Source organism: Dyadobacter luticola (assembly GCF_005860805.1).
GTDB classification, from domain to species: domain Bacteria; phylum Bacteroidota; class Bacteroidia; order Cytophagales; family Spirosomataceae; genus Dyadobacter; species Dyadobacter luticola.
Map to the genome: position 1 here is coordinate 1,964,227 of NZ_VCEJ01000004.1, position 15,141 is coordinate 1,979,367.

General features: G+C 50.1%; 12 protein-coding genes. 7 read left to right on the forward strand and 5 right to left on the reverse strand.

Going from position 1 to position 15,141, the window contains the following annotated elements; all coding sequences use genetic code 11:
• Window positions 1–9: 9 nt before the first annotated feature.
• The 5 genes from FEN17_RS18875 to FEN17_RS18895 all read left to right on the forward strand — a co-directional run bounded on the left by FEN17_RS18875 (window position 10) and on the right by FEN17_RS18895 (window position 6,269).
• Window positions 10–1,101, forward strand: a complete 1,092-nt coding sequence (locus tag FEN17_RS18875; RefSeq protein WP_138366862.1) for a sensor histidine kinase — start codon at window positions 10–12, stop codon at window positions 1,099–1,101.
• 19 nt (window positions 1,102–1,120) lie between these two features.
• On the forward strand, window positions 1,121–1,906 hold the full coding sequence (locus tag FEN17_RS18880) for a LytR/AlgR family response regulator transcription factor (protein WP_138366863.1): 786 nt from the start codon (window positions 1,121–1,123) through the stop codon (window positions 1,904–1,906).
• 83 nt (window positions 1,907–1,989) lie between these two features.
• Window positions 1,990–2,889 (forward strand): SDR family oxidoreductase, encoded by a 900-nt coding sequence (locus FEN17_RS18885; RefSeq protein ID WP_138366864.1) that lies wholly within the window; start codon window positions 1,990–1,992, stop codon window positions 2,887–2,889.
• 13 nt (window positions 2,890–2,902) lie between these two features.
• A complete protein-coding gene (locus FEN17_RS18890) occupies window positions 2,903–4,624 on the forward strand; it encodes a glycoside hydrolase family 15 protein (RefSeq protein ID WP_171037956.1) in 1,722 nt (573 codons plus the stop codon).
• Between the two features lie 91 nt (window positions 4,625–4,715).
• Entirely contained in the window at window positions 4,716–6,269 is a 1,554-nt protein-coding gene (locus FEN17_RS18895; protein ID WP_138366866.1) for an FAD-dependent oxidoreductase, read from the forward strand.
• A 100-nt stretch (window positions 6,270–6,369) separates the two neighbouring features.
• Here FEN17_RS18895 and FEN17_RS18900 read toward each other — a convergent pair whose 3' ends face one another.
• A complete protein-coding gene (locus tag FEN17_RS18900) occupies window positions 6,370–7,056 on the reverse strand; it encodes a YetF domain-containing protein (protein WP_138366867.1) in 687 nt (228 codons plus the stop codon).
• 4 nt (window positions 7,057–7,060) lie between these two features.
• Window positions 7,061–7,771, reverse strand: a complete 711-nt coding sequence (locus FEN17_RS18905) for a DUF421 domain-containing protein (protein ID WP_138366868.1) — start codon at window positions 7,769–7,771, stop codon at window positions 7,061–7,063.
• 161 nt (window positions 7,772–7,932) lie between these two features.
• Between FEN17_RS18905 and FEN17_RS18910 the strand changes: the two genes are divergently transcribed.
• A complete protein-coding gene (locus FEN17_RS18910; protein WP_229208881.1) occupies window positions 7,933–9,642 on the forward strand; it encodes an alpha-amylase family protein in 1,710 nt (569 codons plus the stop codon).
• 62 nt (window positions 9,643–9,704) lie between these two features.
• Here FEN17_RS18910 and FEN17_RS18915 read toward each other — a convergent pair whose 3' ends face one another.
• A complete protein-coding gene (locus FEN17_RS18915) occupies window positions 9,705–10,502 on the reverse strand; it encodes an SDR family NAD(P)-dependent oxidoreductase (RefSeq protein WP_138366869.1) in 798 nt (265 codons plus the stop codon).
• Between the two features lie 172 nt (window positions 10,503–10,674).
• Between FEN17_RS18915 and FEN17_RS18920 the strand changes: the two genes are divergently transcribed.
• Entirely contained in the window at window positions 10,675–11,697 is a 1,023-nt protein-coding gene (locus tag FEN17_RS18920) for an LLM class flavin-dependent oxidoreductase (protein ID WP_138366870.1), read from the forward strand.
• Window positions 11,698–11,739: 42 nt separating this feature from the next.
• On the opposite strand, the gene FEN17_RS18925 is transcribed toward FEN17_RS18920, so the two are convergent.
• Window positions 11,740–12,687, reverse strand: a complete 948-nt coding sequence (locus tag FEN17_RS18925; RefSeq protein ID WP_138366871.1) for a DUF4249 domain-containing protein — start codon at window positions 12,685–12,687, stop codon at window positions 11,740–11,742.
• 5 nt (window positions 12,688–12,692) lie between these two features.
• Window positions 12,693–15,080 (reverse strand): TonB-dependent receptor, encoded by a 2,388-nt coding sequence (locus FEN17_RS18930; RefSeq protein WP_138366872.1) that lies wholly within the window; start codon window positions 15,078–15,080, stop codon window positions 12,693–12,695.
• Window positions 15,081–15,141: the final 61 nt, after the last annotated feature.

The following is a 15,141-nucleotide window of genomic DNA, read 5'->3' on the forward strand; positions in this document are numbered from 1 at the left end:
AATCGAGCTATGCTTTTACGTCAGTCAGTCAGCCAACATTCGGGATACCAGCCGTCACTGCAATTCAAATGGCAGCTGATCATCCTGTTGCCCTGCCTGGTCCCGGCCATCGGCTTCCTGCTTTTGGGACAGGGTTACTGGCATGACGTACCCACATTTTTGTACACAACATTGATCGGCGCCGGTTTTGCGCTGGTTTGTCAGTTCATGATGGACTGGGTTTCTCAGCGGGTCGTCATCTATCTGCCTGACATTGAGCAGGCCGTAAAAAGAATTGCCTTACTTTTCCTGCTGTTTTTTCTGATCAGTTGTGTGACCTTGCTGGTGCAGCTGGCCATTTTTTCTCACTGGCAGTTGTTTGGTTTTGAAGAAAAACCTGGACAAGTGAAGCATCTGGCAATCGCTGCGGGGCTTATCAGCCTGGTGACCGTGGGTATTTTTGAAAGTTTGCATTCCCATAAAAAATGGCGGGAGAATACTTTGGAAAAGGAGCAGCTGAAAAAAACCAACCTGCAAAGCCAGTACGAAAGCCTTAAAAATCAGATCAATCCGCATTTTCTTTTCAATACATTGAATTCACTTTCCTCGCTGATTGTGGAAGACCCGCACCGGGCGGAGGGCTTTATCAATGAAATGGCCAATGTGTACCGATACCTGCTGCAATCCAACGAGCAAGCCGGCGGCGGGCGGGACCTGACGTCGCTGGCCAATGAAATCGTGTTTGTGCAGTCTTATTTTCATTTGTTAAAAACCCGCTATGGACAAGGTATCTCGCTGCTCATCGCCGTCCCCGATGCCGTGCAGGATTATCTGCTGCCGCCGCTTACGCTCCAGATGCTGGTCGAAAATGCCATCAAGCACAATGTGATCCATACGCAAAAGCCGCTGATGATTAAAATATGCCTGGCAGAAGACGGTCGGCTGGAAATCCAGAATAATCTGCAGCCGAGGAATTCGCGCGTTTTGAGCAATGGGGTAGGGTTGTCCAACATCAGTGAAAAATACCGGCTTCTGGCGCAGCAAATGCGCATTGCGGATGATATGCGTGTGGTAGTGAGTAAAGAAGGCGGCCAGTTTGTGGTCAGCCTGCCTTTGCTTTAAATTTTTTCAAAACAAAAATATGAGGGTACTTATTATTGAAGATGAAGAACTGGCGGAGCGCAAGCTGCGGCGGCTGATTGCCGAGGTAGATCCGTCTTTCCAGATCGAGGGTGTGACGATCAGCATTGCCGACTCGGTGGCCTGGCTGCAAAGCCACGACGCGCCGGATGTGATTTTTATGGATATTGAACTCGCTGACGGACAATGTTTTGAAATTTTTGAATACATCAAAATCCAGAGCCGCGTCATATTTACCACTTCCTACGATGAATATGCCTTGCAGGCTTTCAAGGTCAACAGCATTGATTACCTGCTGAAACCCATTCAGCTCGAAGACCTCGACCGGAGTATCCGCAAGTTGAAGGAACTGGTTGGAGAATCGGCCGAAAAGTCCGTCACCGCGCCGGTACTGGACATTGAAAAATTATTAAAAGGGTTGCAGAGTACCACTACCCCGGCGCAGCAATACCGGAAGCGATTTCTGGTGAAGCAGGGTGTCAAGCAGTTTTCGGTGGAGGTTTCGGAGATCATGTATTTCTATTCAGACGAAAAGATCAGCTTTTTCCGCACCGCCAAAAACCAGAAGTATCTCGTCGATTACAGCATCGATGAACTGGTAGGCTTACTCGACCCCGAGCATTTCTTCCAGCTCAACCGCGGCCTGATCGTCTCGCACCAGGGCGTGGAAAACATCCAGCCCTACTTCGGAAACCGCCTCGCCATCACCCTGAAACCTGCTTTCGAACGTGAAGCGCTGGTCAGCCGGGAGCGGGTGCGGGATTTTAAAGCCTGGATGGGGAAGTGACCGGTTTGGCAAAGTTTTAATAGCTGAAAATGGCAGTGGTGCTTTTCATCACGCTTATTTTTTGCTCATTTAACTTCATCAACATGTCTGAGACAGTAAAAATCTCGCTTCAAAATCCGGTTACGAGATACCCGCAGCCACCATTTAATAAACAACCACAGAATGTGCCCGGACTGGCTTCCAAAATGGATCCGGTGCCTGATCACGGCGAAACAAGTTACAAAGGATCGGGCCGGCTGGCTGGCAGAAAGGCGCTTATCACAGGCGGTGATTCGGGAATCGGGCGGGCCGCTGCGATTGCTTATGCACGCGAGGGAGCGGATGTCGTCATTAATTATCTGCCTGAGGAACAGTCCGATGCCGACGAAGTAGTCGCATTGATCGAGGCGGAAGGCCGGAAAGGTTTCGCGATCCCGGGCGACATTACAGAAGAAACTTTTTGCGAGGAACTGGTAAGCCAGGCGGTGGAAAAGCTGGGTGGGCTGGATATCCTGGTAAATAATGCGGGACGCCAGCAGGCGGTGGATTCGCTGCTGGACATTACGTCGGAAAGCTTCGATGCGACGATCAAAACAAACATTTATGCGCCTTTCTGGATTACCAAGGCTGCATTGCCGCACTTGGCCGAAGGCTCGGTGATCATTGCTACCTCATCCGTTCAGGCGTACGATCCGTCGGAAAACCTCTTCGATTATGCGCAGACGAAAGCGGCGAATGTTGCCTTTGTAAAATCGCTGGCGAAACAACTGGGGCCGAAAGGTATCCGGGTAAATGGTGTCGCGCCGGGCCCGGTATGGACGCCGCTGCAAGTGAGTGGCGGTCAGCCGCAGGACAAAATTGTGGAATTTGGGCAAGCTACGCCCCTGGGCAGACCAGGACAGCCGGCCGAACTAGCTTCTATTTACGTTCAGCTCGCCGATGGTGACGCCAGTTTTGCGACCGGGCAGATCTACGGTTCTGCGGGTGGAAGCGGGCATCCATAATGCTGTCCCTACAATGAAACAACCTCAAATTGCATCGCTGGCTGTGATCAGTGACCGGCATACCTGCGCATTGCTCGATCGTGATGGAACAATCAGCTGGTATTGTCCGGGCGCTTTTGACCAGCCAGCGCTGCTTTCTTCCCTGATTGACATTGATAAAGGCGGTTTCTGGGACATTGAAGCCGATGGTAAAAAGTTTGAAGAACGTCACTTCGAGGGGCGCAGCAGTGTACTCTATACTACTTTTTCAACGGACCAAGGCGCTTTTACCCTGACCGATTTCATGCCCCTTCAGGCTGCATTCAAAGGAATTTGCCGGATGACCAGCCCCGCCCAGGTAAGATTAACTAGCCATATCTGCCTTCGTGCGGACTATGGACTGGCAGATGCCGGGCTGTCCGTTTTTTCAAATCATATCATTGAAATAAAATCCAGCAAACAGTGGCTGCACTGCTCACACAAGCTTATTCTTGAAGGAGATAACATTACCTGCGAGATCCCGGCAGGGGAGGAAAGTTGGTTTGCTTTGATTGATTCTGATCAAATTGACAGAGAAACATTTGACGAAGCTTTAAAGACTACACTGGAAAAGTGGGAGGAAATTGAGGCTTATGTGAAATACGAAGGCCCTTTTGAAAAAGAAGTGTACAGCTCGCTCCGTGCTTTGCAGCAGCTGGTGTTTGAACCGACCGGCGGTATCATTGCCGCGCCGACCATTGCTTTACCAGAGGTAATCGGCGGGAGTCGCAATTATGATTACCGGTATGTGTGGATGCGTGATGCGGCGCTGATCACGTCCAGCCTGGTAGGGCTTGAAACGAACGGTGAAATGGAGCGGAAATTCATGTCTTTTGTGGCTGGCGCGAAGAAGAAAAACCGGCAGTCGCATGTGCAATGTTTTTACGGGATAGACCAGACGATCCGGATGGACGCGCGCGAGCTGCCACTTTCGGGTTACCAGGGCAGTGTGCCGGTGATGGCGGGAAATACGGCGGCCGGTCAGTTTCAGCTGGATGCCGAATCAAGTATCCTCCTGGCCTGTAACGCGATTTACCAGAAATACGATTGCAAAATCGAGTGGGATACCGTCGAAACGATAGCTGACTACATTTGCCGGAACTGGGAGCGGAAGGACAATGGTATCTGGGAAGAGGAGCAGCAGCAACATTATACATCCAGCAAAGCTTTTGCGGCACGGGCGCTGGAAGTGATGGCCGCCTACCAGCCCGACCAGCAGCTGGCCGATCGCTGGCTTCACAATGCACGGTTGATTCGTGAATTTATCAACAAACATTGCATCACCAGCTACGGTGCATACGCCGTCTATGCCGGGTCCGAAGATGTGGATATTACCTGCGCATTATTTGCGCCATTTGAATTTGACGCGCCCGACAGCAGTCTGATGCAGAACACGATAGCGGAGATTGAGGCAAGATACCGTGATGGAGATCTGTACCGCCGCCACCTGCTGGAATTCGACTCCGCGAAGGAAGGCGTTTTCCTTGCTGCGAGCTGCTGGGTAGCACATTATTATGCCCTGGCCGGAAATTTGGGAAAATCAAAAACCATCCTGGATGCCATGCTAGGCTGTGCGAATGATCTGGGTTATTTCAGCGAAGAAATGGATTTGAAAACCGGAAAAATGCTCGGAAACTTCCCGCAGACTTTTGTGCATTCATCTTTTATCTGCGCAGTAAACGGGTATAAAGCGGCTTTTGCCGAATTGCCTGCCTAATACTCCGCGCCCAACATCTGCTACATGGCACATTTTTTTACATTCCCTGCGCTCGATTGCAATATTGTTAATCAGTAAAATGGCGAAAAATATGAATGCAGAACCAAACGAAATCACCCGCGACGGTGAAAATAAAAGTCTCTGGCAAAGAAATGTGAAGGACGAAACAATTTCAGCTTCGCCGGATAATGCAAAAATTTACGATGCGCTGATTGTCGGGGCCGGGATTACCGGACTGACGACGGCGCTTTTGTTACAAAAATCAGGCTTGAAATGCGTGGTAGCGGATGCCCATCATGCGGGTTACGGTACGACCGGCGGTACCAGCGCCCACATCAATACCTTTGCCGATACGACATTTAAAGAAGTCGAAGATGCATTTGATGAAGAATCCGCGCGGCTTTTTGCCGAGTCGATCGGTAAGTCGGTGAAGCTGATCCACGAGCTGGTGGAAACCTATCACATTGACTGCGACTTTGACTGGAAAAAAGGATATGTCTACGCTGAGACAGATGACGAAGTAAAACAGCTCGACGATATCCTGGAAAGCAGCCTGAATGTAGGTGTTGAAGTTAAAATTACGACCCAGGCACCGGCCCGCGTTGCTTACCAGAAGGCCCTGGTTTTTGAGAACCAGGCGCAGTTTCACCCTTTGAAATACATCCTGGGATTGCAGAAAGAATTCATCAGGCTGGGCGGTATCGTGCTGGAAAATACGCTGATCAATGATATTGAGCGAGGCGAAGGGATCAACATCGCAAAATCAGAAAACGGCGAGATCAAGGCGTTGTCGGTGGTGTATGCAACCCACATTCCGCCGGGCGGCATCAATCTGCTGCACTTTGAAAATGCGCCATACCGTAGCTATGTGATCGCCGCGACACTGACCGATGACGCTTATCCCGACGATCTGGTATATGATATGAAAGACCCGTATCATTATTTCAGGACTCACGTGATCGACGGGCAAAAGTACCTGGTGGCAGGAGGGCACGACCATAAGACTGGCCACGGCGACCCGGAAAAGGCATTATCGGACCTGATCGAATTTACCAAGTCGTGCTATAATGTGGCTGAGGTAACAGAACAGTGGTCGTCTCAATATTTTGTTCCTGCCGACGGGGTACCTTACATTGGCAAGTTGCCGGGCGATTCGAAAAGTGTGTATGCGGCCACGGGTTTCAATGGTAACGGCATGATCCTGGGGACGGTATCTGCTATGGTCATCAGTGATTTGATCCTGAAAAAGACAAGTTTGTACGAAAAGTTATACGACCCGGGTCGGATCAAACCGGTGGCAGGATTTACGGAATTTGTCAAGGAAAGTGCAGATGTGACTGCTCGCTTCATTGGCGATCGCTTTAAAACCGAAAAAGTGGATTCGCTGAACCAACTGCCAGTGGGCACTGGTGAGATCGTAACTTACGAGGGGCAAAAGCTGGCCGTTTACAAAGACGAATCCGGGAAGGTCCACGCTTTGGATCCGGTTTGCAAGCATGCCGGATGTATTGTAAAATGGAATAACTCGGAAAAAAGCTGGGATTGTCCTTGCCACGGCGCGAGGTATAATGCAGAAGGCCAGGTCCTGACCGGGCCGGCGAGAGTGGATCTGGATAAAGTTTCTCTCACAGCCGAGGCCGAGTAGCATTTATCTTTGAAGAAGGTCCTTAGTTTATAAATAATAAAAAACAGCCTGTCTCAAATTCTGGGACAGGCTGCTTTTTTAGCCTCTCAATTTTACAACATTACAATACCGCAAATGTCGATTCCTTCGCTCCGCAATGGGGACATTTTGAATCGTCTTGTTCTACATTAAAACTACTCCCGCACTTTTTGCAAATCTTTTGCTCCGTGACTTTGCATACCTGGGAGGCAAATGCTTCATCATTGTCCGGCAAAATCAGTAATCCCGGAACGGCCGGCTCATTCGGTACAAATGAAAAGGAGCCGCCTGCTTCGAAATAGAGCCGTTTTACTTCTCCCAAATGCCTGGTACCGCGGCTTCTGAGTTGCGCAAAGGCTTTTTCGCGCGTGATGCCGCTCAATTTCATCTGGCTCAGATCCAGCTGACCGTCGTTGATCAGCACGGTGAGGTCGCCCTGCGTGAGGGATTCTGTTCTTTGGTTGATAATGCTGAGCCGCGCAATGCATTGCTGCATCAATATGACGACGGCTGCGATGATCACTGCGGCAAGAATGCCCCTGTCGGGCGCCTGCAAAGGTACCCCGATGGCCGCAGCCAGTGAAACGAGCGCGATCATCTCGTTCCGGCTTACCTGCGACGCCATTCTTTTTCCCATGAGCCGCATCGAAACCATCAGTATAACATAGATGACCGCGATCCGGAAAATGACTTCAAAATAAAAACCACCTGGTACATCGCCTAAAAAAACGCGCTGCCAGTCGCCGAAATGGATATCTTCTTTTTTCATAACATTACTTTGATTGTTCTTTTTGTGAAGTGCTGGCGATCTGCCACTGATGGGCGCCACAGGCGGCGCAGTTATCCTTGGAATTCACAGTTGAGGCGACTGTTCCGCAACTTGCGCAAACATTTTGTGCCGAATCATCCTGCTGAAGATACCGGCCGATCGCCTCGTCGACGGGCGGAAAAACGGATAGACCCGGCAGCGCCTTTTCGTTTTTGAAAACACTAAAAAGCCCGCACGATTCCAGGTAAACCCGGTCCACTTCACCAAGATTGTAGACGCCCTCGCTGCGGAGTTTGGCAAAAAGCTGCTGCCGGGAAATGTTGGTTTCCTTCATTTCGTCAAGCTGGATGACGCCATTTTTGACGAGAATGCTCAGTTTCCCCTGCGTTATTTGCTCAAATTTCTCGCTCCGGTATTCCAGGAAGTTCATTCCACGCTGAAATACGAGCGCACACACCAGGATCGTGGCACATAGCAGCAACCCGGTTTGCGGCATCTGCATACCCGGCGACACGATCGCACCGAGGGTAATCATCACAGCCATTTCCGAAATCGTCAGCTGGCCGCCCATCCGCTTGCCCATCATTCTGACAATCACCAGAAGTACCGCGTACATCAGAATTGTCCTGAGCAAAATTTCCACCAAAAAGATTACCGGCGTTTCCCCAAACAAAACCCGGTACCAGTCCCAAATCATTACATCCTGCTTTTTCATTTTATTCCACTGCCTGCCGACTGGTTAAATACGGTCGCCTCATTAGAAAAAACTGTTCCCGAAGCGCGTATGGAACGATTTTAACAACACAGCGCCGTCAACACAATGTGTTATTTCAAATTCGGACGCGTCAACCATCACTTCTAAACATTTTGAAACGAATGAAATACCGGTACCTCCTTTTTCTGTCCCTTTTGGTGTGTGTAAATGTGGCTGCCCAGCCGCAAAAGCTGGCGACTGTGCAGATGCAGGACCAGCTCTGGTTTAAGAACAGCATTATCTATAACCTGGAAGTGGGCACTTTTAAAGACAGCGACGGCGATGGCCGGGGCGATTTTCAGGGATTGATCCAAAAACTGGATTATTTGAAGGCGCTGGGGGTGGATGCGATCTGGCTGGCACCGTTCCAGCCCACACCCGGGCAGGACGATGGCTACGATGTGGCTGATTTTTACAGTGTTGACCCGAGGCTGGGCACCGGCGGCGACTTTGCCGATTTTATGTTCCAGGCGCAAAAGAGGGGGATCCGGGTTTTGATGGATTTGGTGATCAACCATACTTCCGAGCAGCATCACTGGTTCCGGAATGCCCGCAGCAGTGAAAAAGCAAAGTACCGCGACTGGTATGTCTGGTCGGAAACATTGCCCAAAGACCACAACAAGGGAATGGTTTTTCCGGGTGTGCAAAAAAGTACCTGGAAAAAGGATTCTATTTCGGGTAAATATTACTACCACCGATTCTACGATTTCCAGCCCGATCTCAATTTTGTAAATCCGGAAGTGGTGGCGGAATGTCAGAAAATTATCGGCTTCTGGCTTAACCAGGGCATTTCAGGCTTCCGGCTCGATGCGGTTCCTTTTATCATTGAAGTACCAAAAACCGGGACGGAAAAACCGAAGCTGGATTTCAAGCTGCTGATGGATCTTCGGCAGTTTGCACAGTCGCGGCGGGCGGATGTGGCCATTTTGGGCGAGGCAAATGTTGAGCCGGAAGAGAACCTGAATTATTTTGGTAAGAACGGGGAAGGGATGCAGCTGATGTTTAATTTTTATGCAAACCAGTTTTTGTTCTATGCGCTTGCCACCGGCGAGCTGGCACCTTTCAAAGAAGCCATCACTAAGACACAAATGATCCCCGACGCCTCGCAGTGGGCGCATTTTCTCCGAAATCATGATGAAATTGACCTGGGCCGGCTTACGGATAAACAGCGGAACCAGGTCTACGCACGCTTCGGCCCGGATTCCAGCATGCAGCTTTACGACCGCGGGATACGCCGCCGGCTGGCAAGCATGCTATCCAACAACAGAAAACACATTGAGCTGGCATACAGCCTGTTATTCTCCCTGCCGGGCACGCCGGTGATCCGGTACGGCGACGAGCTGGGCATGGGTGATGACCAAAGTTTAAAAGAAAGGATTTCCGTCCGCACGCCGATGCAATGGAGCGGGGCACGTTTCGGAGGCTTTACAAGTGCGGATTCCGTATTCCGGCCGGTGATCAGCACCGGGGAATTTGGTTATCAGAAAGTGAATGTCGATGCGGAAACCCGCGACCCTTCATCTTTGCTGAGTTGGACAAAAGAAATGATCCGGTTGCGAAAAGGAAGTCCGGAAATCGGGATGGGGAAATACCAGGTGATGGATGCAAAATCGGCCTCCATACTGGCATTCCGTTATGATTATGAAGGAGAAACGCTGGTGATACTCCACAATTTCAGCGACAAGCCGCAAACTGCACAGCTACCGCTCGACGGCGGCACATTGATAGACCTGATTGGTCACGATGATCAGAAAACCGGTGCAGGTCCGCGCATTGCATTGGATGGCTACGGCTATAAGTGGTACCGCCTCAACCGGGTCACCGGGAAATAGGAGAAAGGTTTTCATCCGCTGAATGTCTTTAACAGTTATTCAGCGGATGAAAATTTTTTGGATTATTCCTGAGACGCGGGTTTCTGCTGCTCATTAAGCTGGTGCGCTACCAAGCGGTCTGGCGTCAGGTTCGCCATCGCAATTTGTAACTTGTTTTTCAGGCCCGATATCACCTTATCCTTGCCTGCCATTAATGCGTCGTACCCATCCTTGGCCACATCTGCCGGATCTGCCATGGCGTCTTCGTCCTGCACCACTTTGCTATCGAGCATATCCGCTTTGTTGAAAAAGTCGGTATCAGTCACGCCCGGCATCAGCGCGGTGAGCGTGATTTCGGTGTCTTTTGTTTCCTCCCGTATGGCTTCGGTAAACGATAGTACAAATGCTTTGGTACCATGGTACACCGCCTGCCAAGGACCAGGCAGCTTGCTCGCAACCGACGCCAGGTTCAGGATCTTACCCGAATTTCTTGCGATCATATCCGTCAGGAAGCATTTCGTCAATATCACCAGCGAGGCAATGTTGAGGTCAATGATCATCAGTTCGCGGTCAATGTCGGTTTTGTCAAACTGACCGTAAACACCTTGTCCGGCATTGTTGACAAGTACATCTATTTCAATACCAAGCTGTTTGATATCGGCATACAACGCGAAAGCCTGCTCACGGTCGAAAAGATCTTTGGCAATCGTCACCACTTCTACACCCGATTCGATCAATGTTGTGCGTGCGTTTGACAGTTCTGTCTCATCCCTGGCGGTGATCACCAGGTTATACCCGTCACGGGCAAAAAGTTTCGCCAGTTCAAACCCGATTCCGCTGGTTGCCCCGGTGATCAGTGCGTATTTTCCTTTGTTATCCATTGTTTTTAGCTTTTGATGAAAGATTCGTTTGTTGATGAAGCTATAATTTGATTCGCACTTCCCTATAATAATCATGCTAGAATCCCCAGACCCGCGCCTGGCCTACGGTAAAATCAGGAACTTTTAGGGGCAATTTGAATGTCTAATTTGAAATGAATTTGAAAGGCGCTTTATGAAAAAAATAGGATTTTTATCGTTCGGACATTGGTCAAACCATCCGGCATATAACGCCCAGACAGCCAGCGATACCTTACTCCAATCCATCGATCTGGCTGTGGCAGCCGAGGAAATCGGCTTGGACGGCGCGTATTTCCGGGTGCATCATTTTGCTGCCCAGCTCGCCTCGCCCTTTCCGCTGCTTTCGGCCATCGGTGCCAAAACCAGCAAGATTGAAATTGGTACGGGTGTGATCGACATGCGTTATGAAAACCCGCTGTACATGGTGGAAGACGCCGGTGCGGCAGACCTCATTTCTGAGGGGCGATTACAATTGGGTATTAGCAGAGGATCGCCGGAACAGGTAATCGATGGCTGGCGGTATTTCGGGTACGAACCTGCCGCAGGCGAAACCGACGCGGAGATGGGGCGCCGCAAGGCTTTGGAATTCCTGGAAAAACTTGATGGTAAAGGGTTTGCGCGACCTAATCCAAATCCCATGTTCCCCAACCCGCCAGGCTTATTGCGCCTGGAACCGTACGCCGAAGGCTTGCGGGAGCGCATCTGGTGGGGCGCCGCCTCCAATGCTACCGCGGTATGGGCAGCGGAAAATGGTATGTACCTGCAAAGCTCAACATTAAAATACGACGAAAGCGGCAAACCTTTCCACGTGCAGCAGGCCGAGCAGATCAGGCTGTACAAAGACGCGTGGAAAAAAGCAGGGCACGCGCGTGAGCCGAGGGTTTCAGTAAGCCGGTCGATTTTCGCCCTGGTGAATGAGCAGGACCGCTACTACTTCGGCCAGGAAAGCAACCGCCGCGACAAAATCGGCATGATTGAGCAGGACAAACGCGCCATCTTCGGCAGAAGCTACGCCGCTGAGCCCGACCAGCTTATCAAAGAGTTGGCACAGGACGAAGCGATCCAGGAAGCAGATACGTTGCTTCTGACCATCCCAAATACGTTGGGCGTGGATTACAATGTGCATGTGCTGTCGTCTATTTTGGAGCACGTGGCACCTGGGTTGGGGTGGCGATAATTTTTTTCTGAGGTATTATCCCCGGGTTATTATCCCGGGGATTTACCATCCCGTCCGATCTTCAAAAATGGCAGCATTGTACGCGCCGAAGCAACCCAAGCCTCCTTCCACATTAGTGAAAACCGGCGTGGGTTCCGTGAATTTGTTGTCTTCCTTATAATCTGCCCTCGTTTTTAGGAACTGGTAATAGTTTTCGTCCAGGTTCATGACTTCGAGATGAATGACATCGACCCTGGGATTACTGTTAAAAGAATGTTCAACATTGTTTTTGTCGCGGTAAACGATTGTCTCTTTTTTACCAAGTACAAATTGAATGTCTTGACTTGCAAAAGTTGTCCCGTCAAGATTCTCATCGTTAAACAAATTATTGATCGCGGGCAGAAACCGAAATTCGGTGATATCATTTCGGCGGACGGGCTTCAAATCTCCCGACATCGCATCCAGGTAGGTAATGCTGTTATTAAAGTAGCCTCGCAAAGAGTAATAGTTTTTTTCTCCCGGAATATCTGCCCACAATGCACGGACAAGCATGCCCAGGTAAATGAATTCAAACTCAGGTAGATATTCTATCACTATATTCTTGATTTTAGGCACCTTAACCGGAACTGTACAAGTCGCCTTCACAGACCTTTTACCATCATTGACTGTGAGCGTATAACTCTGCCCGGCAATAATTTTAAACGCGCTGCTATCGACATAATATTGATTGACAGAATCGCGATAGGGTAGTCTGATCTGGCCGGCTTCTCCTGAAAGTATTACTTCCGCGTTGGGAACGTACATCGGACTGTATGTTGCCGGCCCAAGCAGCGGCTGCGATTCGCTCACAATGACATTCATAAAACTCGATTGCGGCGAAATGAAGCAGGATACTACGAGTTTCGATTCAACTTTGGGCAGCTTGCTGGCGTCCAGGTCTTCCACCAGGCCTTCGCAGTTACAAAAAAGCAGCGCCGACATAACTATCATCAGATTATAGATCCATTTCATGCGGGTCAGAATTTGAAGTTATAGGTGATGGAAGGAAGTATCGGGAATAGCGAATACCGGGTGAGCACATTCACGCCGTCGTTCGGGTTTCTGGGATCCATTTTCTGACGGATTTGGTAGAAAAACGGATTTTTTCTGCTGTAAGCATTGTACACGCCCAGTTCCCATGTTGACTCAAACCGTCCTTTTTTTCTATGGTATTGCACCGCCAGATCAGCCCGGTGATAAGCTTCTGCCCGGAACGAATTCTTCTGTCCGTATTCGGTATTGACATTTCCAAAGCTGTATGGTTTGAGCAAGAATGTGTTGTCGAATGTCGAAAAGCGGGAAATGGGCAAGGTTAGTGCGTTGCCGGTACCGTAAACCCAGGTGGCCGAAAGTGTAAAACGTTTGTTCAGTTCAAAAATCCCCACCACCGAAATGTCGTGACGCCGGTCGTAGCGAGGATAGAATGTCCGGCCAAAGTTCAGATCGGCGAATTGCCATTTGGTCCAGGAAAGCGTGTAGCCCACCCAGCCGGAAAGTCGGCCCGTTCTCTTCTGGACCATGAATTCCGCTCCGTAAGACCAGCCCTTGCCGGTGGTAACATTGTCCTCCCAATCCAGCTCGTTGGCATTGGCGCCGTCCAGCCGGATAAATGACGCACCTTCTTTATAGCTGATAATGTTGCTCATTTTTTTATAATAACCTTCCAGCGTCACCGTCAAGCCCTGTTTTTCCAGATCCTTCGCCAGGCCAAGCGCCACCTGGTTCGACTGCTGCGGCGGAATGCTGTCGGTGGTGGGTACCCAGAGGTCCGTCGGCAACCCCATGCCGGTGTTGCTCAGCAGGTGTACATATTGGTTCATCCGGGCATAGGATGCTTTTACAGACAAATCTTCTCCGACTTTGAATGCTGCGGACACCCTCGGCTCGGGCCTGATGTAAGTTTTGGACTGGGTAATAAAAGCGCTCAGACGAAATCCGGCATTGATTTTCAGCGGGGCAACCGGCTGCCAGGTATCTTCAATGTACGCTCCGGCTTCCACGGTATTGATAGGCGCCGTGCTGATGTCTATCGCACCAAGATAATTCGGGTCGCGGATCACCAGCGCAGACGGGACAAACCGGTGCGACGTGGCCTGGGCGCCAAACCGGATCTTATGCCCCGGAGCCGGATAAAAATCAAAATCGGTTTTGATACTGTAATCCCGGATCAGGCTGCGGTAATCCATCACCGCCTCGTCGATCACCGTGCCGAGTGAATCAAGTGTCTCGTCACTGGATGAAATGTTGAAATTGAACCGGCTGTAAATCAGCGAAGTATTGACGAAAAGTTTGTTACTGATCAAATGGTTCCAGCGCAGGGTAGCCGTCGCATTACCCCAATCCACTGCTGACCGGTTGTCGTGGCGATCGTATTTTTCGCGTAAACCGTACCGGTCTTTTCCGAAATAGCCGCTCAGGTACAGTTTGTCTTTTTTACCAAAATCATAGTTGACCTTCGCATTCAGGTCGTAGAAGAAATATTTGGGTTTCGCACTGCTGTAATTAGTCTTCTGCTGATTTTGTACCACCAAACCTGCCAGCGCATCCACGTAAGTCCGCCGGGCAGAGACAAGGAAAGATGCCTTGTTTTTGAGTAGCGGCCCCTCCAATGTCAGCCGCGACGACAGCAGCCCGATCCCGCCTTCGCCATGCAACTTTTCCTTGCTGCCTTCTTTCATATTCATTTCGACAACCGACGAAAGCCGGCCGCCGTACCGGGCAGGAAACCCGCCTTTAGTCAGCTCCACACTTTTGAGGGCATCACTGTTGAAAACAGAAAAGAAGCCGAATAAATGGCTGGCATTGTACACAACTGCGTCGTCCAGGATGATCAGGTTTTGCTCCGGGCCGCCTCCGCGAACGTACAGACCAGTTTGACCCTCACTGCCTTTCTGCACGCCGGGCATCAGCTGCAAAACACGTATCGCGTCTTTTTCTCCAAAAAAAGAAGGTATCTTTTTGATCTGGCTTATTGGTATTTCAATCTTGCTCATCTGCACCGATTCACTCACTTTTTCACCTTCGCGTCCCGCCAGAACCGTTACTTCGTCTAGTTGCGTAAATGGTGAAAGTGTGATGTCAATCTTTTTGTCGGTTGTGGCTGATAAGGAAATTTCAGCACGATCGTAGCCAACAAATGAATAGGAGATTTTAACAGAATCTTTTTTCGGGACGGAAACCGAGTAAAAGCCGTAGGTGTTGGTTACGGAGCCGATGCCCGATTGGCCCAGATAAACATGCACGCCGGGCAGTGATTCCATGCTGCCTTTTTCGCGCACGAACCCGCTGATGGTCACATTCGGATTTTGCGCAAAAGCCTGAAAAAACAGGAAGAGCAAAACAGTAATCAGGCAGAATTTTTTCATAGTGGGTCAGGCAGTTTATCAAATGTAACCGATGGTTTGATAATCCCGATTTGGACGAGGC

Bases quoted from the DNA above. Each gene is read 5' to 3' on its own strand.
- FEN17_RS18875 (WP_138366862.1), top strand. From the start codon at position 10: ATGCTTTTACGTCAGTCAGTCAGCCAACATTCGGGATACCAGCCGTCA.
- FEN17_RS18880 (WP_138366863.1), top strand. From the start codon at position 1,121: ATGAGGGTACTTATTATTGAAGATGAAGAACTGGCGGAGCGCAAGCTG.
- FEN17_RS18885 (WP_138366864.1), top strand. From the start codon at position 1,990: ATGTCTGAGACAGTAAAAATCTCGCTTCAAAATCCGGTTACGAGATAC.
- FEN17_RS18890 (WP_171037956.1), top strand. From the start codon at position 2,903: ATGAAACAACCTCAAATTGCATCGCTGGCTGTGATCAGTGACCGGCAT.
- FEN17_RS18895 (WP_138366866.1), top strand. From the start codon at position 4,716: ATGAATGCAGAACCAAACGAAATCACCCGCGACGGTGAAAATAAAAGT.
- FEN17_RS18900 (WP_138366867.1), bottom strand. From the start codon at position 7,056: ATGAAAAAAGAAGATATCCATTTCGGCGACTGGCAGCGCGTTTTTTTA.
- FEN17_RS18905 (WP_138366868.1), bottom strand. From the start codon at position 7,771: ATGAAAAAGCAGGATGTAATGATTTGGGACTGGTACCGGGTTTTGTTT.
- FEN17_RS18910 (WP_229208881.1), top strand. From the start codon at position 7,933: ATGAAATACCGGTACCTCCTTTTTCTGTCCCTTTTGGTGTGTGTAAAT.
- FEN17_RS18915 (WP_138366869.1), bottom strand. From the start codon at position 10,502: ATGGATAACAAAGGAAAATACGCACTGATCACCGGGGCAACCAGCGGA.
- FEN17_RS18920 (WP_138366870.1), top strand. From the start codon at position 10,675: ATGAAAAAAATAGGATTTTTATCGTTCGGACATTGGTCAAACCATCCG.
- FEN17_RS18925 (WP_138366871.1), bottom strand. From the start codon at position 12,687: ATGAAATGGATCTATAATCTGATGATAGTTATGTCGGCGCTGCTTTTT.
- FEN17_RS18930 (WP_138366872.1), bottom strand. From the start codon at position 15,080: ATGAAAAAATTCTGCCTGATTACTGTTTTGCTCTTCCTGTTTTTTCAG.